This window comes from Neolewinella aquimaris (assembly GCF_014197245.1).
GTDB lineage: Bacteria > Bacteroidota > Bacteroidia > Chitinophagales > Saprospiraceae > Neolewinella > Neolewinella aquimaris.
Map to the genome: position 1 here is coordinate 613,269 of NZ_JACIFF010000001.1, position 18,308 is coordinate 631,576.

16 protein-coding genes are annotated in these 18,308 nt (G+C 58.0%); 9 read left to right on the forward strand and 7 right to left on the reverse strand.

Annotated features, from left to right (window positions below; all coding sequences use genetic code 11):
* The first annotated feature begins 21 nt into the window (after window positions 1–21).
* From GGR28_RS02530 to GGR28_RS02555, 6 genes are all read left to right on the forward strand, one after another.
* On the forward strand, window positions 22–492 hold the full coding sequence (locus GGR28_RS02530; protein ID WP_183494140.1) for a ribonuclease H-like YkuK family protein: 471 nt from the start codon (window positions 22–24) through the stop codon (window positions 490–492).
* A 46-nt stretch (window positions 493–538) separates the two neighbouring features.
* Window positions 539–1,837 (forward strand): amidohydrolase, encoded by a 1,299-nt coding sequence (locus GGR28_RS02535; protein WP_183494141.1) that lies wholly within the window; start codon window positions 539–541, stop codon window positions 1,835–1,837.
* 40 nt (window positions 1,838–1,877) lie between these two features.
* On the forward strand, window positions 1,878–2,780 hold the full coding sequence (locus GGR28_RS02540) for a DUF4421 family protein (RefSeq protein WP_183494142.1): 903 nt from the start codon (window positions 1,878–1,880) through the stop codon (window positions 2,778–2,780).
* A 10-nt stretch (window positions 2,781–2,790) separates the two neighbouring features.
* On the forward strand, window positions 2,791–3,159 hold the full coding sequence (locus GGR28_RS02545) for a DoxX family protein (protein ID WP_183494143.1): 369 nt from the start codon (window positions 2,791–2,793) through the stop codon (window positions 3,157–3,159).
* Window positions 3,160–3,267: 108 nt separating this feature from the next.
* Window positions 3,268–4,239, forward strand: a complete 972-nt coding sequence (locus GGR28_RS02550) for a hypothetical protein (protein ID WP_183494144.1) — start codon at window positions 3,268–3,270, stop codon at window positions 4,237–4,239.
* A gap of 17 nt (window positions 4,240–4,256) precedes the next feature.
* Window positions 4,257–4,796, forward strand: coding sequence for a hypothetical protein (locus GGR28_RS02555; protein ID WP_183494145.1), 540 nt, complete (start codon window positions 4,257–4,259; stop codon window positions 4,794–4,796).
* 19 nt (window positions 4,797–4,815) lie between these two features.
* On the opposite strand, the gene GGR28_RS02560 is transcribed toward GGR28_RS02555, so the two are convergent.
* The 4 genes from GGR28_RS02560 to trxA all read right to left on the reverse strand — a co-directional run bounded on the left by GGR28_RS02560 (window position 4,816) and on the right by trxA (window position 8,862).
* Window positions 4,816–5,583 carry a succinate dehydrogenase/fumarate reductase iron-sulfur subunit gene (locus GGR28_RS02560; RefSeq protein WP_183494146.1) on the reverse strand — a complete coding sequence of 256 codons (768 nt, stop codon included), beginning with the start codon at window positions 5,581–5,583 and terminating at the stop codon, window positions 4,816–4,818.
* Between the two features lie 6 nt (window positions 5,584–5,589).
* Window positions 5,590–7,584, reverse strand: coding sequence for a fumarate reductase/succinate dehydrogenase flavoprotein subunit (locus GGR28_RS02565; protein ID WP_183494147.1), 1,995 nt, complete (start codon window positions 7,582–7,584; stop codon window positions 5,590–5,592).
* Window positions 7,585–7,603: 19 nt separating this feature from the next.
* Window positions 7,604–8,347 (reverse strand): succinate dehydrogenase cytochrome b subunit, encoded by a 744-nt coding sequence (locus GGR28_RS02570; RefSeq protein ID WP_183494148.1) that lies wholly within the window; start codon window positions 8,345–8,347, stop codon window positions 7,604–7,606.
* A gap of 173 nt (window positions 8,348–8,520) precedes the next feature.
* The gene (gene trxA / locus GGR28_RS02575; protein WP_319936701.1) at window positions 8,521–8,862 is read right to left on the reverse strand and encodes a thioredoxin; all 342 of its coding nucleotides are present in this window, start codon (window positions 8,860–8,862) and stop codon (window positions 8,521–8,523) included.
* A 78-nt stretch (window positions 8,863–8,940) separates the two neighbouring features.
* Between trxA and GGR28_RS02580 the strand changes: the two genes are divergently transcribed.
* Window positions 8,941–10,068, forward strand: a complete 1,128-nt coding sequence (locus GGR28_RS02580; RefSeq protein ID WP_183494150.1) for a DUF3810 family protein — start codon at window positions 8,941–8,943, stop codon at window positions 10,066–10,068.
* Here GGR28_RS02580 and GGR28_RS02585 read toward each other — a convergent pair.
* The 3 genes from GGR28_RS02585 to GGR28_RS02595 are packed head-to-tail and all read right to left on the reverse strand — an operon-like array spanning window position 10,040 to window position 13,184.
* Window positions 10,040–10,981 carry a hypothetical protein gene (locus tag GGR28_RS02585; protein ID WP_183494151.1) on the reverse strand — a complete coding sequence of 314 codons (942 nt, stop codon included), beginning with the start codon at window positions 10,979–10,981 and terminating at the stop codon, window positions 10,040–10,042. The two genes, GGR28_RS02580 and GGR28_RS02585, sit on opposite strands and share 29 nt — an antisense overlap.
* A gap of 24 nt (window positions 10,982–11,005) precedes the next feature.
* Window positions 11,006–11,881 carry a septal ring lytic transglycosylase RlpA family protein gene (locus GGR28_RS02590; protein WP_183494152.1) on the reverse strand — a complete coding sequence of 292 codons (876 nt, stop codon included), beginning with the start codon at window positions 11,879–11,881 and terminating at the stop codon, window positions 11,006–11,008.
* Window positions 11,882–11,918: 37 nt separating this feature from the next.
* Window positions 11,919–13,184: a PDZ domain-containing protein gene (locus GGR28_RS02595; RefSeq protein WP_183494153.1), complete on the reverse strand. Its 1,266-nt coding sequence runs from the start codon at window positions 13,182–13,184 to the stop codon at window positions 11,919–11,921.
* A gap of 346 nt (window positions 13,185–13,530) precedes the next feature.
* Here GGR28_RS02595 and GGR28_RS02600 point away from each other — a divergent pair, with 346 nt between their 5' ends.
* Window positions 13,531–16,629: a SusC/RagA family TonB-linked outer membrane protein gene (locus tag GGR28_RS02600; RefSeq protein WP_183494154.1), complete on the forward strand. Its 3,099-nt coding sequence runs from the start codon at window positions 13,531–13,533 to the stop codon at window positions 16,627–16,629.
* Window positions 16,630–16,657: 28 nt separating this feature from the next.
* A complete protein-coding gene (locus GGR28_RS02605; protein ID WP_183494155.1) occupies window positions 16,658–18,229 on the forward strand; it encodes a RagB/SusD family nutrient uptake outer membrane protein in 1,572 nt (523 codons plus the stop codon).
* The last annotated feature ends 79 nt before the right edge of the window (window positions 18,230–18,308 follow it).

Sequence of the window (18,308 nt, forward strand, 5' to 3'; positions counted from 1 at the left end):
AACACGAAGGCTTTAACCGAAATGAGATGGCGCCGCTACGACGGCCGCCGAATTAGCCAACCCATCGCCGAGGCGGTGGAAGAGACCATAGTCCGGGAACGGGCCGAAGGATACCGGCTCAAAGTTTGCATCGGCACCGACAGCCAGGTCAGGGGAAAAACCGTCGAATTCGCCACCGTTATCGTTTTTCTGCGCGAGAAACGCGGCGGCTTCATGTTCATCGCCAACTACAAGAGCGAAATGAAGATGAGCCTGCGGGAACGCATGATCCTGGAAGTCGGACGCTCGGTGGAAATCGCCTATGCGCTCTGCTCGATCCTGGACAAGCACGAGGTCGAGCTGGAGGTCCACGCCGACATCAATACCGATCCCCACTTCCAGAGCAACGTGGCCCTGAAGGAAGCCATGGGCTACATCCTCGGCATGGGATTCGTCTTCAAGGCCAAACCCGACGCCTTCGCCTCCTCGGCCTGCGCCGACAAGGTTTGCTAGGTAGTCATATTGCGTATCTTCCGCGGTAAACCAGATAAGCTACCGAATGCGCTCCTTACTTACCCCGCTATTTATCCTTGCTGCCGCGGCCGTGATCGCCCAGACCGACTACGCCGCAACCGCCCGGGCCGCTACTGACCTCGACGACAAGGTGGTCGAGTGGCGCCGCCACGTGCACCAGTACCCGGAACTGAGCAACCGGGAAACTGAAACCGGAAAGTACATCGCCGATCACCTGGAACAACTCGGATTGGAAGTTCACCGCAACGTGGCCCACACCGGTGTGGTCGGCGTACTACGCGGCGGCCAGGCCGGCGGAGTGGTGGCCCTGCGGGCCGATATCGATGCACTGCCCGTCACCGAACGGGCGGATATTCCCTTCGCAAGTAAGGCAACGGGCGAGTACCGCGGAGAAGAAGTAGGGGTGATGCACGCCTGCGGACACGACACCCACGTAGCCATGCTGATGGGAGCAGCCGAAGTGCTCGTCAATCAAAAGGAAGACATTCCGGGCACCGTCGTCTTCCTGTTTCAACCCGCCGAGGAAGGCGCCCCCGAAGGAGAGGAAGGCGGAGCGGAACTGATGGTCAAGGAGGGCGTGCTGAGCGACTACGGCGTCGAGGCGGCCTTCGGGATTCACATCAATTCCCAGACGCCGGTCGGTCACGTCAACTACAAACCCGGCGGGGCAATGGCGGCCAGCAACAGCTTTTCCATCGTGGTGAAGGGCAAGCAGGCCCACGGTTCCGCCCCCTGGGCGGGGGTCGATCCGATCACGGCAGCGGCCCAGATCATTACCGGCCTGCAGATGATCGTTGCCCGACAGACTGAGCTCACCAAGGAGCCGGCCATCATCAGTGTTGGCAAGATTCAGGGCGGTGTCCGCAACAACATTATCCCGGAAGAGGTGACCATGATCGGTACCATCCGCACGCTCGACGAGGACATGAAAGCGGAAATATTCGATCGCATTCGGCAGACCGCGACCAACATTGCCGCCAGTAGTGGAGCGGAGGCGATCGTGACCATCAACGACGGCTACCCCGTCACCTACAACGACCCGGAAATGACCGCCCGCATGCTGCCCACGGTGGTGTCGACGGTAGGAGAAGACAACGTTCACCTAGTCCGACCCATCACCGGAGCCGAGGACTTTTCGTTTTTCGCTAAAGAGGTACCCTCCCTCTTCCTGTTTTTGGGAGGCATGGACCCGGCAATGGACCCGAAAGAAGCCCCGGGCCACCATACTCCCGACTTCGTGATCGATGAGCGCGGACTGAAGTACGGCGTACAACTCTACACCAACCTAGCCCTCGACTACCTCCACGGTCAGAATGGAAAGTAGGTACGGTGTGCTGCGGATCATAGTTGTAGTAAGCCTACTATTGTCCGCAATCCCGGTAAGTGCCCAGCTGGATTCTTCCTTTGTCGAGACCTTTGCCAGCACCACACGGGTCAACGGCGGGCTGCGGTACCGCGACAATTCCGCGACCTTCTCCGTCGGGAATCAAGAAACCCTAAAACTCGGTAATCGGGGCCTCGCCCTGCGCCTCGGCGGCCGCTACAAGTGGATCGGCTATACCTTCAGTATTCCCCTCAGCGACCTGGGCACGGATTCGGAGCTGGGAAATGCTAAATCTTTAGGGGCCAACATTCAGTTTTACCGCGACAAGTTTTACCTGAACGCTAACCTTCGCCGGACGATCGGATTTGAACGGGAAGCGGTAGGAGAGGAGACGATATTTCGCGACGACATTCGTTTTTTCAATGCACTCCTCTTCGGGTTCAGGATTTTGAATTCGAAGACCTTCAGCCTACGGTCCAGCTTTAAACTGCGGAACCGGCAGTTGCGAAGTGCGGGATCCTTGCTGGTGGCTGGTGCGATCCACCGGCAGATCCTCAAGGCTGACAGTCTCATCATTCCCCTGCGCAACAACGGATCGACCACCATCGACCGTTTTTCGCAGACCAAAGTTGGAGTCGGCCTGGGCTACGCCCATACCTTCGTATTCGGCAAGCTGTTTTTCGCTACGCCGCTGCTCGTTGTCGGACCCGAGATTCGGTTTATCGATTACGACCCCATCGCATCCGCACGGGAATTGGAACGTTTCCGCGTCAGTCCCCGGATTCGCGGGCGCCTGGCAGTCGGGGTGAACGGGAGAAGAAATTACGCAGCGCTTACCGGCGCTTACCTGCCGAGTGCCGATGCATCGGAAAAATTGAACACGCGGGTTGACGAGGTCCAAATCGAACTCGTACTCGGTCACCGCATTGGTATCGAAGACTAATCCATATTTAATGTCGCTACTCGCCTACGGCTTCGCGGTCGTCCTGATCGTTGCCGGAATTTATCATTTCGTCAACCCCCATTTTTACTTCTCTTTCATGCCCAACTGGTTTCCAAAACCACTCGCGAACGCTGCGGGGGGTGTAGCGGAAATATTAATCGGGGCGGCCATGCTTTGGGGACCGACGCGGGGGTACGGACTGTACGCGGCGGTTGCGCTGATGTTGTTATTTTTACCCCTCCACGTAATCGATTTGCTGCGCGAACGTCCGGCAATCGGATCGAAACCCATCGCCACCTTTCGCCTGTTGTTGCAATTCGTGCTCATCGGCTGGCTGCTGTGGGAGGCAAGAACCTTCGGGGCGGGTACGCTTCGATAGGTATCGGGAAAGTGAAAATCCTGACCGAGCCGACCCAATTCCGGTCCGTAGGACACTATTATGTAATTTGAAACTGTTTTGCATTTAGCAAGCAGATAACCATAGACCATGAACACCACTTTGAGCGAAAGCGAGCTCCGCGGAGACCGAGCCGGTAAAATCACGGCAACCGTTGGCTTTTTGCTGATCGTCGTACTCCTGCTGATTCCCATCTTCTTTTTCCAGAACCCACCCCCTGGCCAACCCGGGATACTAGTCAACCTCGGTTTTGTGGACATGGGAGACGGAGACGAAAACGCCGCCGCGCCCAGCCAACCGAAACCGGAACCCGAACCAACGCCTGCCGTCGCTGCACCCGCGACCCCGCCGCCACCTCCGCCCGCCGCTAAGCCGGAACCTAAGCCCGAGCAGCGCGAGGTCATTGTAACGGAAGATCCCGCCGCAATCGCCCTACGCAAGCAAAAAGCCAGGGAGGAAGCCGCCCGCCAGGCCGACGAACGCCGCCAGAAGCAGGAAGCCGATGCCGAACGCCGCCGGCAGCAACAGGAAGCCGATGCCGAACGCCGCCGGCAGCAAGAAGAAGCCGCCGAACGCAAACGCCAGGAAGATGCCGCCGCCGCCCGCGCCGCTGCTGCCGCCGAAGCCGAACGCAAACGACAGGCGGAAGCCGCCGCACTGAAGGGACAACTCGGCGGCGCATTCGGTACCGGAAACGGCAGGGGAAATACCGGTACACCGGGTAACCAGGGCGTCGACAATGGCGACCCCAATGCCGACCGCCTCAGCGGAATCTCCACCGGCAGCGGTCGGGTAAGCGGTGGTCTCGGCGGACGCGGCGTACTGGCCAGTCCACCCGTACAAGAAAATTCCCAGGTCTCGGGAACGGTCGTCATTGAGGTTTGCGTCAATCCCCAGGGGCAGATCACCAAGGCCGATTACACCCAGAACGGTAGTAGTACCGCAGATCCCACCCTGGTAGCCGCCGCCCGCAACAACGCCAAAAAGTGGCGCTTCGTCGCCGATCAGATGGCTCCCGCCGAACAGTGCGGCCGCATCAGCTACAACTTCAAGGTGCAGTAGCTACTTAATTTTGCCGGATGTGGCGTCTCCTCCTGGTAGTTATCGGCCTGATCCTGATGATCGGTGGTTGTAATGGATTGGTCAGTAGCCAGTTTGGCACCTACCGCCTACGGGTGATCCCGGTCGAGGCGGCCAGGAAGGGGGTGGGGGATGCGGACTACGTCAGGATCACCGGTACCGGTGTAAGCGAGGTCGCGCAGGGATTCCTCAGCAGCAACGGGGTTAAACTCCGACTATTTGTTGCTCAGCCGGTAACGGATGCGCCCTTGGAGACCCACCTCATCTTCTGGACAGAGTCGGGAGCAACCGTTTCCCCGGTCGATACGGCTGACCTTAGCGGCACTGTCGAACGGCCTCCCAGCTTGCCTAAGCTAACCGCGGCGCTGAACGACGCGGGTGTCACGCTTCGGGAACCGGTCACCTACGTTCACCTTGGAGAGCGACCGCTATCCTGGCCCTGGCAGCTGCTGATGTTCCTCGGTGGTATTGGACTTGCCGTAACTACCGAGGCCGTACACCACAAAAAAACGCACGCCGAAACCGGCGTGCGTTCCTGATCGAATCGGAAGACCCAAGTTAGTTTGCGACCTTCTCGCTTCCCAGCGTGGAGCCGATGTACTGGCGATTGAGCCGCGCAATGTGTTCTACCGAGATGCCCTTAGGACATTCGGCTTCGCAGGCCGTAATGTTGGAACAACGGCCGAATCCTTCGGCGTCGTGCTGGGCGACCATTCGCTGTACACGGGTTTCTGCTTCTACTTTACCCTGGGGAACCTGCGCCAGGTGACTCACCTTGGCTCCGACGAACAGCATCGCGGAGGCATTCGGGCAGGCCGCTACGCAGGCACCGCAACCGATACAGGTGGCCGCATCGAAGGCGTGGGAGGCCTGGTCTTTTTCGATGGGAATGGCATTGCCGTCCTGCGCCTGACCGGTATCGACGCTGATAAAGCCGCCGGCCTGGATGATGCGATCGAACGAATCACGGTTCACCACGAGGTCCTTCACGATGGGGAAGGCCCGTGAGCGCCAGGGTTCGATGGTGATGGTGTCGCCGTCGCGAAAGTTGCGCATGTGCAACTGGCAGGCGGTGGTCTGCTGCATCGGACCGTGGGGGTATCCGTTGATCACCAGCGAACAGGTGCCGCAGATGCCCTCCCGGCAGTCGTGCTCGAAGGCGATGGGATCTTCCTTCTTGTTGATGAGCTTTTCGTTAAGGACGTCGAGCATTTCCAGGAAGGACATGTGGTCGTTGACGCCATCCAGATCGTAGTTCACGAATTGGCCTTTGGGGAACTTTCCCCCCTGGCGCCAGATCCTGAGCTTGAGTTTCATATTATCCATGGCTAATTATTTGTAGGATCTGGTCTTCAGCTCCACGTTCTCGAAAATCAGTTCTTCCTTGTGCAAGATGGGTTCGTCGTCGTCCCACTCCCACGCGCTCACGTAAGCGTACTCGTCGTCGCGGCGCAGGGCTTCCCCTTCTTCCGACTGGTACTCCTCCCGGAAGTGACCACCGCAGGACTCGTTGCGATCCAGGGCATCGAGCATCATAAGCTCCCCGAGTTCGAGGAAATCGGCGACGCGCAGGGCCTTTTCCAACTCGGGGTTGTACTCCTTGATGCGGCCGGGTACGAAGACGTCCGACCAGAATTCCTTCCGTAGTTCCCGGATCAACTTACGTCCCTTGCGCAGTCCTTCGGCGTTGCGGGCCATACCGCAGTATTCCCACATGATCTTGCCGAGTTCCCGGTGGAAGGCTTCGGCCGATTTGGTGCCGTTGATGGCCATGAGCCGATCGATGCGATCCTGGGATTTCGCTTCCGCAGCCATGAAGGCCGGACCGTTGGGGTCCACCATCGGGTTACGGATCTCCTGCGAGAGGTAGGTGCCGATGGTGTAGGGGAGGACGAAGTAGCCGTCGGCCAGTCCCTGCATCAGCGCCGAGGCACCGAGGCGGTTGGCCCCGTGATCGCTGAAGTTGGCTTCGCCGATGGCGAACAGGCCGGGTACGTTGGTTTGCAGGTTGTAATCGACCCACAGACCGCCCATCGTGTAGTGCACGGCGGGATAAATCTTCATCGGCATCACGTAGGGATCTTCGCCGGTGATCTTTTCGTACATCTCGAAGAGGTTGCCGTACTTCTCTTCGATCACGGCCACACCCAGTTCGCGGATGCGCTGGTCATCGGCACTGTACTCGTTCAGGCTGTGCGCGCGCGACTTTCCGTAGCGTTGGATGGCCGCATCGAAATCGAGGTAAACCGCCAGACCGGTGGGGCTAACGCCGAGGCCTTCATCGCAGGCGGTCTTTGCTGCCCGGCTGGCGACGTCGCGGGGAACCAGGTTGCCGAAGGCGGGATAACGGCGCTCCAGGTAGTAATCGCGCTGGTCTTCGGCAATGTCGAGACCCGTCTTGCGACCCTCCCGGATGGCCGCCGCGTCCTCCTGACTTTTGGGCACCCAAACCCGGCCGTCGTTGCGGAGCGACTCCGACATGAGGGTAAGCTTGGATTGGTACTCTCCGGATACCGGGATGCAGGTAGGGTGGATCTGGGTGAAGCAGGGGTTGGCCATGTATGCACCTTGCTTTACGGCACGCCAGGCCGCCGACCCGTTGGAATTCATGGCGTTGGTCGACAGGTAAAACACGTTGCCGTATCCGCCGGTACCGAGTACGACGGCGTGGGCCGCGTGACGCTCCGTTTCTCCGGTCAGTAAGTTGCGGGCGATGATGCCGCGCGCCTTACCATTCTCCATGACCAGGTCGATCATTTCGTGGCGGTTAAAGAGCTGAACGTTGCCCAGACTGATCTGCCGGCTCAGCGACTGATAGGCTCCGAGCAGCAGCTGCTGACCCGTTTGCCCGCGGGCGTAGAAGGTGCGGGAAACCTGGACGCCGCCAAACGACCGGTTCGAGAGCAGGCCACCGTACTCCCGCGCAAAGGGGACGCCCTGGGCAACGGCCTGGTCGATGATGCTCACGCTCGCTTCGGCCAGCCGGTGCACGTTGGCCTCGCGGCTGCGGTAATCGCCTCCCTTGATCGTGTCGTAAAATAGCCGGTAGATGCTGTCTCCGTCGTTCTGGTAGTTTTTGGCGGCGTTGATGCCACCCTGGGCGGCGATGGAGTGGGCGCGGCGGGGACTGTCGTGAAAGGTGAAGACCTTTACTTTATACCCTAATTCTCCGAAGGTGGCCGCGGCGGCTCCTCCGGCGAGGCCGGTACCGACGATGATCACTTCCAGGCGGCGCTTGTTGTTGGGCGCAACCAGCGGCATGGAGGAGCGGTACTGCTTCCACTTCTCGGAAAGCTCGCCGGGGGGTACGTTGGATTGAAATGGCATTGCTCTTGGATTCTTGGAGTTAAAGGACACCCTGGTGGCGGAGGTACATCACGATGGGAATGATCGCAAACCCGAGGGGTACCAACACGCTGTAGACATAGCCCACCGCTTTGATTAGCGGCGTGTACTTCTTGTGGTTAAGACCTAGCGTCTGAAAGGCAGACTGGAAACCGTGCCAGAGGTGAAAGGCGATGAAGACCATCGCAACCACGTAGAAGATCACCATGCCGATGTTTTCGTAAGTAGCGGCAACAAGGGCGTACAGGTCTTTCGCCCCCTCGTACCCTTCGGCCGTAAAGGGACCGATGCTGTCGCTGAAGTGCATCTGCCCCCAGAACTGGACCATATGCACGATGATGAACGCCAGGATGACCATGCCTAGGCTGCCCATATAGATGGACGACTTGCTGCCCCCCGCCGTACGGTCGACCTTGACAGCGTACTTCTGATCGCCACGTGCCTTACGGTTCTGGGACCATAGCAGAAGCCCCTGGATGGCGTGTAGGATGATAAAGGCGTAGAGGAGATAGGACGTCGTCTTGATGACCGGGTTGTTGGTCATGAAGTAGGCATATGAGTTGAAGGCGTAACCATCATCGTTGCCCAGGATGAGCTGTAGGTTTCCGATCAGGTGCACGACCAGAAAGGTGATGAGGAACAGCCCGGTCAGGGACATAATGATCTTCTGCCCGATGCTGGAGGTCAGGAACTTGCCGAACCATCCCACCCGGGAAACGGTACGTTTTGCGGTACTTGTCGCCATGCGTTGGAACTATATTTTGCTTTGATGGCCAAAGCTAATAGTAAATCGCTAGATGGCTACCGTGGTTGCCCCCGCAGGCCGGATGTACCGCCTATTTAGATCGGTTCCAAAGTAAACATAAAAAAAGCCCCTTCGTCGTGGACGAAGGGGCCGTTAAGTTTGATGTTTGCGGCTTAAGCCGTGGCAAGTTGTGCCTCGATCTTCTGCGCCAGGGCCTCCTTGGTGGCGAAGCCGACGTGCTTGTCGACTACTTCGCCGTCCTTGAGGATGAGGATGGTCGGAATGTTGCGGACGCCGTAGCGCTGGGTAAGTTCGGCGTTTTCGTCTACGTCCACTTTGGCGATGAGCGCTTTGCCGTCGTAATCCTTTGATAGTTCTTCGACGACGGGGCCGATCATCTTACAGGGACCGCACCATTCCGCCCAGAAGTCGACCAGGGCAATGCCTTTTTTGTCAAGTACCTCTTGCTGAAAGTTGCCGTCCGTGAGTTGGAATGCCATAATGCATTTATTTATGTTCTTTGTGCAAATCGCACGACAATCAAACGCGGCTTCCCCGCATTGGTTGAAGGTAACCCGCCCCCGCTCCGCTAAGTGACGCTATCCGACATACCCCTGCTCCCGCGCTCCGCCGCCCTACGTTGGCTGCTGGTAGTTGCCGTGGTAAGCGTAGGCTTGCGCGTAGCAGTGCCCCCCCACATGATCGAAACGCTGTACAGCAGGGGACTCTTCGTTGGCATCAGAACCGTGGTGGATGCTGCTCTGGGTTGGATCCCCGTACCCCTGTTTTTTCTTTTTTGGGCGGGCATACTTTACCTGCTGGTCCGTCAGGTCGTGCGTTTCGTCCGGTCTACTCGGAGCAAACACCGGTCGAGAAAAAATATCGTAAGGCAAACGGCGCGACTCACCCTGACGGTAGTTCTCACCATGGTCACAGCTTTTCTGTGGCTGTGGGGGTTCAACTACGGACGCCTGCCGGTGGAGGAACAGCTGCAGTTCGCCACCTACCAACCTGATCTGGACGAATTGCGCGACCGGGTGCACGCCACGGCAGCCACGCTGGCAATTTACCGCAGGCAAATCACCGGCGACACCACTGCACTAACGGCCCAGGATCTACCCTACGATCTGGAAAATTCGGTGCGGCCGTTGCTGGCAGCCGCACTGGTCCGCCACGGTTACCCGGCAGCCGGACGTCCCCGGGCGTGGGAATTGCTGCCCCGGGGGATACTGCTGCGATTCGGGACGGCCGGCGTTTACTGGCCCTGGGTGGCGGAAGGAAACGTGGATGCGGGGTTGCATCCCCTGCAAAAACCGGCCGTGCTGGCCCACGAACTGGCCCATGCCTACGGATTTGGCGACGAGGGAACCTGCTCGTTCTGGGCCCAACTGTCCGCCCGGGAGACGACCGACCATCGCCTGCGGTACGCGATCGAACTCAGTTACTGGCGGCAGATCGCCGGGATGCTGCGGTACGCCGATCCGGAGAACTACCTGATCTGGCGCGCGGAACAGCTCGATCCGGGTATTCGCAACGACCTGCAGGCCATTTACGACAATGGGGACTTATACCAGGATATTGCACCGGTGCTCCGGGACGCCACCTACACGGCCTATCTGAAGGCACAGGGCATCCACGACGGATTGTTAAACTACGGTCGTGTCGTACAGCTCGTGGAAGGCTACCGTCGAGCTAGGGTCGGTCAGCCGGAAAGGAAATAAGAAGACGGGTTCGTCGTTCGGGCCGTCCGCCGCCCAATTCGGCGACGTTTTCAGTACCGTAGATGCCCAATCCCGCGGGTAAAATCCGTGCACCGTCTAGGCCGAATTTGGTGAACACCACCGCTATCCGCGCCGACCTGGCGAAGCTTTCTTCGTAGGCGCGCAGGACCTGACCATCCGTACTTTCCGCGTGACCGATCACCCGGTAATCCGCCCGTGGGTAATTGCGCAGGGTGGCGGTGAGCTTCCGTAGGATCCGCTGCCCCTCCAGACTGATCTCTTGGTTGGGGTCGAACAGCAAGCTGTCGCTCAGGGTAAGTGCCAGAGTGGAGCCGGAATTGCGCACGAGTGTGTAGCCGTCGTCGACGGTTGCAATAAGGAGTTGCTGAAGTTCGTCGTACAGTCGGTCCGTCAGAAGTACCGCATCGCTGACCGGATCTACCGGATTGGTGCCCTGAAGGCCGCGCTGGGTGCTCAGGCCGGACAGTTGCCGCTCGCGGGCGTCCAGTTCCAGCCGGCGCTGTCTCAGGCTTGCTTCCTGTTTGCTTAACTCCGCGCTGCGCAGGCTAAGGTCTTCCTGTAGGGTCGCAATGTCGCTTTCATTTCCGGCGACCAGCAGGCTGTTCTGTTGCAGCATGTCGTCGTAGCGGCCGCGCAATTCGCGCAGCGTCCTCTCCAAATTCAGGTTCGTGGCCGTCAGGTTTTCGATGGTGCGCAGTTGTTCCTTGTCGAGGTCGGCCTCCCGGCGGGTGCTGTCGCGGACAGCCAGGGTAAGTGCCGCGGAAAGGCTGTCGGAGGTGAGGGCCTGATTGCGGTAGTAGTCGCGCTCGGTGGCCAGGGTTTCGTACTGGGCCTTGGGAATGCACGCCGTGAGAAAAATGCCGAAACAAAGGATAGCGAAAGTGATCTTCATGAGTGTCAGTTCTTTATGTGTGGCTTACCGGACACCCAGGTCGACGGCAAACCCACTGATGTTGTACCGCTTCTTCAGGTCACCGGCGTAATTCTGGGCGCTGGCCTGGTCGCGAAACGGCCCGAGGATAACCTTATAGCTACCCGCATCCTGCTGACCGGTTTTTTGCAGAAGGATGTCGTCAAAGTAACGACCCTGGAGTTCTACTACCTTGTCCATGGCACTTTCCAGCGACTTGAAGCTACCGACCTGGACGCCATACCGTCCGCCGTCGGCTTCCCGCAGGTTGATGGCGTATAGGCCCGGCGCGAAGGTTTTGCCCCGCACGGGTTTGGATGTCGCAGCCTGAGAAGGTGTAACCGGCGGGGTGGGTTTTTCTGCGGGCGGGGTAGGGGTTGCGGGAGTAGCTACTTCGATAACCTGTGGTGGTGCCGGCTGTTCCACGATGATTACCGGGGGCGCTTCCACTTCAATTTTCGTCGGCGTCGGCGGTTCTGGGTCGGTTGCGATCTGGCGCCGGGGCTCGGCTACCGCATGCTGGTCGGGGGTGGAGAGCAGGGTAAGGGTCACCGGAACGGTTCGCTCTCCGATCATTCCCAGCTCCCGCGCGGCCCGCTCACTTAACTCCACGATGCGACCGCGGATGAATGGCCCTTTGTCGATAATGCGCACCACCACGCTCTTGCCGTTGTTTTCGTTGCGTACGCGGACGGTGCTGTTGTAGGGATAGGCCTTGTGTGCGGCGACCAGCTCATCCTTATTGTATATTGCTCCGTAAGCCGTTTCCGCACCGTTGTACTCATCCGAGTAATAACTGGCCAGGCCGGTTTGCCGGTCGCCGATTAATTGGGCGTGCAGGGCCGGGGAGCACAGCAGGAGGAGGACGATTAATTGCTTCATATACGGTTTATTAAGTACGGTGGCGGCGCGTATGTTCTTAGATCAGGTCTTCCAGGGCAAAGGTAAAATCGAGCAGCCTACCGGTCCGGTACACCCGCAACCGGATTTTTCTTCCCGGTTTCCCCTCCAGCTTGCGGATGATCGACTGCAGGGAAAGCAGGTTGGCCGACATGCCGTTGACTGCGCGGATGCGGTCGCCGACCTTTATTCCCGCACGATCGGCCGGACTGTTCGGTACGACGTTGCTCACGCTGTACTTGTGGAGGTTGTTGCCCCCGGCCAGAATGTTTAGCCCCGAACGATCGTAGGTGAATTTTTGCTTCCACCGGCGGCCCTCGGGTTTGAAGTAGACCTTCTTCTTGACGTAGTCCACGATGACGGTGAACCGCTTGAGAATTCGCGTTCCCATGATTCCCTCCCGCTCGTTCAGAAAAGTCAGCCCCGCGGTGTCAACTTCCTGAAAGTAGGTGATCACGTTGCGCAGTTGCCGGTTGGCCAGTTTCACGGTTTTGCTTCTCCCAACACTCCCACTCACCGTTCCGCCCAGGCCACTGGCGATGTGGGTTGGAATGGTCTGCAGGGGTAGGTCAGATCGGTCGGTGTCGGGATAGGTGTGCATCAACAGGCTCAGTCCCGCGCCCGTATCCATCAAGAGGCGGCGCGTGGAGGAACTGTCCTGCAGGACGCCGATGTCGACGTTCAGGTAGGGGCGGTTGCGGACGAAGTCGCTCGGGATTTCCACGAACGATTTCTTGATCCGAAACTCACCCGGATCGTGCAGGTACATCACCCGCCGCCGGAAGTCGAATTCGACTACGAACCGCATCAGGAAATCCCCGCCGATGATGCCATGAATATTGGTACCGGTGATTCGCTCGAAGTTGAAGTAGTTCTCCTCCAGCACCAGGACCGAGCGGTTGCGGGCCAGCAGGCGGTCGGCGAAGAGCAGATTGACTCCCGTGGCCAGGTAAGCAGTCAGTTCGGTGTCGACGTCCGCGCCCCTGACCTTGAAGGTGCGTCGGTAGCTGACGTTCAGCAGATCAGTGATGGATTTATCGAGCAGCACCGTATTCTCGGCTCCGGTATCCACCAAAAAGCGCAGGGGGACCACGCTGTTGAGCAAGATCGGAACTACGATGAAATCGTTCTCCAGGTCGAAGGGGATTTCAATGACGCGGTAGTTGCCCAGCACCTTCATATCCAGTCGCTGCGCGCGCAGCACTTCCGGACCACACAACATCCAAACCACCAGCAGCAGGGGCAGGGCGGGGACGCGGGAGCAGCGGGGGAAAGGGAGAAGCAATTGTCTTCGGTTAGTGACTACCGCTACCAAGGTAAGAAGTAAACAATAGGCAGCGTTTGCAGTTTGTGAGCGTTATAGCGATGTTAATAAAGTGTAAGTGCCCGGACGATTATCGTACCTGATTATCTACGGGGGCGGCCTACATTTGCGACGAACTATCCACAGATTCGATTGATTTAAGCTTTCGCCTCTGCTATTCGATCATGTAAACAATCAGCGACTTTGTCCAGGAATTTCCTGTCGGGTATACACTCCCCAAAGTACTCACCCGCCACCGGGTGCAATGACCTACCGTGCCGATCGCGAGAGCGGCACATCTCTACCATTCACATTTAGAATCTTTACTATGAAGCTTAACTTTGACCACATCCATCGTGGTTGTCTCTTTCTGTTATTCGCGCTTCTCAGCTCGGCGACTGCCTTCGCGCAGACGTCGGTCAGCGGCACGATAACCGACGCGGAAAGTGGTGATCCCCTCATCGGTGCCAGCATACTGGTCACCGGTACCTCTACCGGAACCGTCACGGACTTCGACGGAGCCTTCACGCTTAACGTTCCCGAAGGAGCCGAGTCGCTGACCATCTCCTACACGGGATATGCCACACAGACGGTCCCCTTCACCGGACAGACCACCCTTGATCTGCAAATGACTTCGGGCGAGCTCCTCGATGAGGTCGTCGTCGTAGGTTACGGTACCGTCACCCAGAAGCAGGTGACCAGTGCCGTTACCTCCATCGACTCCGAGGACTTTAACGCCGGCAACATCAACGACCCCTCCCAGTTGATCCAGGGAAAGGTCGCCGGTCTGACCATCTCCAAGCCCGGTGGTAACGTAAACGGTGGTAGCACCATCCGTCTGCGGGGACTTTCCTCCTTCGGCGGCAACCAGTCGCCCCTCGTGATCATCGACGGTGTCGTAGGTGCGGACCTTAACACGGTTGACCCCGCCGACATCGAATCGATCAACGTACTGAAGGACGGTTCCGCCGCCGCCATTTACGGCATTCAGGCTTCGGCCGGTGTAATTATCATCACCACCAAGCGCGGACGCTCGGGCGACGCGGTGATCGATTACCGCGGCTACGTTACCGCCGAGAACATTGCCAAAGCACCCCCCGTGGCCGATCGCGAAACCTACCTCTCCGAACTGGAGCGAGTGGGTGACCTGTTCCGGTCCCGCTCGGATAATCCCGAGGACCTGTCTACCGGCGCCGAAGTGCGCGCTGCTAACGATTTCGGTGGAGAGACCGACTGGATCGATGAGGTGACCCGCACCGGCATCAGCCACGTCCATAACCTGAGCTACTCGGGCGGATCGGGCAACACCACCTTCCGCGCTTCCGCCAACTACCGTGATATTAAAGGTATCGGTGTGGTAAACGATGGTTTCCGCCAGCTCAACGGCCGCGTGAATTTCAACCAGAAGGCGCTCAACGACCGCCTTACCCTCACGCTTGACGTGACGGCTACGGACCGAGATGCGAGCATCTTCAACCCCGCAGCTTACCGCTACGCAATTACTTACAATCCTACTGCTCCGGTTTTTGCCGATCAGGGTGGATTCAATGTACCCGAGTCGATCTCCTCACCGAGCAACACCGGTTACGGCGGCTTTTTCGAAATCAACAACTTCGATTACTTTAACCCCGTAGCGATTGCCCGCCTAACCCGCCGCAACGAGCAAACGACCACTGTACTCTACAGCTTCAGTGCCAACTACGACCTGCTCCCCAACTGGAGCGCTAAGGTGGCCTACTCCCGCAACCACTCCCAGCGCGTTGGTACCTCCACGGCATCACAGTCCAGCCTCTTTGCCGGACAGGCTAACCCACAGGGTAACCCCCTGACGGCAGGTTTCGCGCAGCGTTATTCTTCCGACAACCGCAACGATCTGTTCGAGGCCACCACGACCTACGACGTGGACCTGGGTACCAACAGCCTGGAGCTGCTGGCTGGCTACAGCTGGCAGGAATACAACAACCAGGATTTCAGCTCCGGTGGATTTGGTACGGTATCCGACGCTTTCGGTGCCAACAACCTGGGGCAATTGACCGCGATCGGCCTCGGAACGGTTCAAACCGGATCGGGCCGTGGACAGTACCGCGTCATCGGCTTTTTCGGTCGTGCCCGCCTCGGCATCGGTACGGCGTACAACTTAACTGCTTCGGTTCGCCGTGACGGTACCAGCCGCAACAGCCTGGACAATCAGTACGACTGGTTCCCCGCTGTTTCGGCCAGCGCCGATGTAGTCGACGCGCTTGCGCTGACCGGTCCTGACGAACTGAAGGTACGGGTAGGTTACGGTATCACCGGATCACTTCCCCCCAACAACTACGATTACCTTCAGCGCTTCAACAGTGTAGGGCAGTACCCCCAGGGCGGTGCGTATAACGTAGCCGTAGGACCGATTTCGAACTCCAACGAAAATCTCCAATTCGAAAAGAAGGGCGAACTGAACGTTGGACTTGATTTCGCATTTCTCGACTACCGCCTCACGGGTACGGTCGACTACTTCATGCGGCGGACCAAGAACCTACTTGTAACCGCAGAAGTACCTAGTCCCCCCTTCCTGATTCCCACCATTCAGGCCAACCTCAACAATGCGGACCTGGTAAACAATGGTATCGAACTCTCGCTGGGCTACTCAATCGACTTCAGCGAAACGGCATCGTGGCAGCCCCGCCTTACCTTCTCTTCCATCAACACCCGCCTGGAAGACAACGGCGAGGAGCCCGATTTCAGTTTCAACAACAACCAGGAGATTCAGTCTACCACCCCGGGTTCTCCCGGTCAAAATGGTGACCCCATCAGCCGCCTGGTGTTCGGTGCCGACTTCGGCGGCCTCTACACCCGTCAATTGGACGTTGATGCTACGCTCGCTTCCAACAGCAACAACTATGTTTTCCTTAATGAAGAGGAAAAGGTCCTTGTTGGAAACGGACTGCCCGATTTCAGCCTCGGCTTTGCCAACAGCTTTACTTTCGGACAAGCCGACCTGAGTTTCTTCCTCCGCGGAGACTTCGGACACGATCTGGCCAACCTGTCCCGCAACTTTTACGGACAGGCGGGTAACTTATCTAGCCGGCCCATCGACAACCTGGTCATCACCGACCTGTACCAGCCGAACATTACCGCTGCACCCAAATTCAGCGACTACTTCATTGAGGATGCCAGCTTCCTGGCGCTCGACAACGCTCAGATCGGGTACACCTTCAACATTGCCGGTGAGTCCGGATTCCGGAACGTGCGCCTATACGTTGCGGGTCAGAACCTGTTCTACATCACGAACTATACTGGTGTGGATCCTAACATTCGCTTCTTCGATGACGTAAACGGAAACGGCTTCGTCGACGGCGGCGAAAGTACCCTAAGCCCCGGTATCGATCGCCGGAGCACATTCTTCCGCACACGTTCCTTCACCTTCGGTGCTAACGTAGGATTTTAATCCAGGAAGTCTCTAAAACAAACAAACAATGATGAAAATTAATTTTAAAAAGAACGTAGCGGTGGCAGCAATGATGCTGGCGCTGGCCCTACCGTTCAATTCTTGTACCGATCTGGACCCTGAACTATATTCCGATCTGTCGAGCAGCAACTTCCCCACCGGGCAGGGTGATATCATCGGTCTGTACTTGTCGGCCTACACCCGCTTGTTCCCGATGATGAATCACAACAGTTACATGAGTATCCAGGAGGTCTCATCCGATGAGATCGTGATCCCGGTTCGCGGGTCGGACTGGTTCGACGGTGGCATCTGGGTGCGGACCCATCGGTTGACCTTTGATCCAACCGACGCTCAGTTCAACAACGCTTGGGTATTCCTGTATCAGGGCGTACAACAGGCAAACCTCGTTATTCAGACCATCGAGAATGCCGATGCTATTCAGGATGAGGACAAGGTTGCCTTCCTTTCCGAGATCCGCAGCCTACGTGCCTACTGGTACATGCTGCTGATGGACGCTTTCGGAAATGTTCCCCTTATTACCGAAGACTCTGACCTGACCGATCTCAGTCCAATGCAGGCCACCCGCTCAGAAATCTTCAACTACATCGAAAGTGAACTGGTAGGAGCCGGACCGGGGCTTACCCGCGACAAATCAACGGCTACCTACGGTAAGATCAACTACTGGGTAAACCGCGCTTTGCTATCCCGACTGTACCTCAACGCCGAGGTATATACCGGAACAAGCCGGATTGCCGATGCGGAAAGCATGGTCGATGAGATCATCAACAGTGGAGTGTACAGCCTGACGACCGACTACTTCGAAAACTTTGCTGCCGACAACGACCAGGGCTTTGCCTCTACCTCCGAAAACATGTGGGTGATTCCCTACGATGCACCTGCCATTGCTGGGGGCTTCAACATTGCTCAGATGACGCTGCACTACAACAGCCAGGAAACCTTTAACCTCCAGGAGCAGCCCTGGAACGGCTACTGCAGCCTGTCGGAGTTCTACAACAGCTACGACGACGAGGACCTGCGGAAGGGCGAATACGGAAACCATACCGTTCGCGGTAACTTCCTAGCCGGACCACAGGTGAAGGCCAACGGAGACCCCGTTCTCGACGGTACCGCTGACGACCCGGGTGGCGAGCCCCTGGTGTACACCGTTGAACTCAACGCACTCGAGCCAAATGCTTACCGGCAGGCGGGAGCGCGGGTGTTCAAATTTGAAATTCCCGCAGGAGCGCCCAACACCCTCCCGAATGACTTCCCCATCGTTCGCTACTCTGAAGTACTGCTGACCAAGGCCGAGGCCCTGGCCCGCCAGAACAAGGAAGGTGCCGAGATGATGGTAAACATGGTGCGGGACCGTGCCGGTCTCGATGACCTGGATCAGGTTTCTCTCGACGATATTCTCGCCGAACGCGGCCGGGAGTTGTTTTTCGAGATTCTGCGCCGCACCGACCTCATTCGTTACGGTAAATTCGCTTCCGGAGAATGGGACTTCAAAACCAGCGTGCCCGAATCGCGGAACCTGTTCCCCATTCCAGCGCCTCAGCTCAACGCGAACCCAAATCTGCAGCAAAACGACGGTTACTAAGCGTTGTTACTACCTCAACCGGTGACAAAGGCCCGGTCTGCATCCGCAGACCGGGCCTTTTCCTTTACCCTACTTTTGC

Coding starts and splice junctions, on each gene's coding strand:
- GGR28_RS02530 (WP_183494140.1), top strand. CDS start 22: ATGAGATGGCGCCGCTACGACGGCCGCCGAATTAGCCAACCCATCGCC.
- GGR28_RS02570 (WP_183494148.1), bottom strand. CDS start 8,347: ATGGCGACAAGTACCGCAAAACGTACCGTTTCCCGGGTGGGATGGTTC.
- GGR28_RS02550 (WP_183494144.1), top strand. CDS start 3,268: ATGAACACCACTTTGAGCGAAAGCGAGCTCCGCGGAGACCGAGCCGGT.
- GGR28_RS02555 (WP_183494145.1), top strand. CDS start 4,257: ATGTGGCGTCTCCTCCTGGTAGTTATCGGCCTGATCCTGATGATCGGT.
- GGR28_RS02535 (WP_183494141.1), top strand. CDS start 539: ATGCGCTCCTTACTTACCCCGCTATTTATCCTTGCTGCCGCGGCCGTG.
- GGR28_RS02600 (WP_183494154.1), top strand. CDS start 13,531: ATGAAGCTTAACTTTGACCACATCCATCGTGGTTGTCTCTTTCTGTTA.
- GGR28_RS02605 (WP_183494155.1), top strand. CDS start 16,658: ATGATGAAAATTAATTTTAAAAAGAACGTAGCGGTGGCAGCAATGATG.
- GGR28_RS02585 (WP_183494151.1), bottom strand. CDS start 10,981: ATGAAGATCACTTTCGCTATCCTTTGTTTCGGCATTTTTCTCACGGCG.
- GGR28_RS02560 (WP_183494146.1), bottom strand. CDS start 5,583: ATGGATAATATGAAACTCAAGCTCAGGATCTGGCGCCAGGGGGGAAAG.
- GGR28_RS02545 (WP_183494143.1), top strand. CDS start 2,791: ATGTCGCTACTCGCCTACGGCTTCGCGGTCGTCCTGATCGTTGCCGGA.
- GGR28_RS02590 (WP_183494152.1), bottom strand. CDS start 11,881: ATGAAGCAATTAATCGTCCTCCTCCTGCTGTGCTCCCCGGCCCTGCAC.
- GGR28_RS02565 (WP_183494147.1), bottom strand. CDS start 7,584: ATGCCATTTCAATCCAACGTACCCCCCGGCGAGCTTTCCGAGAAGTGG.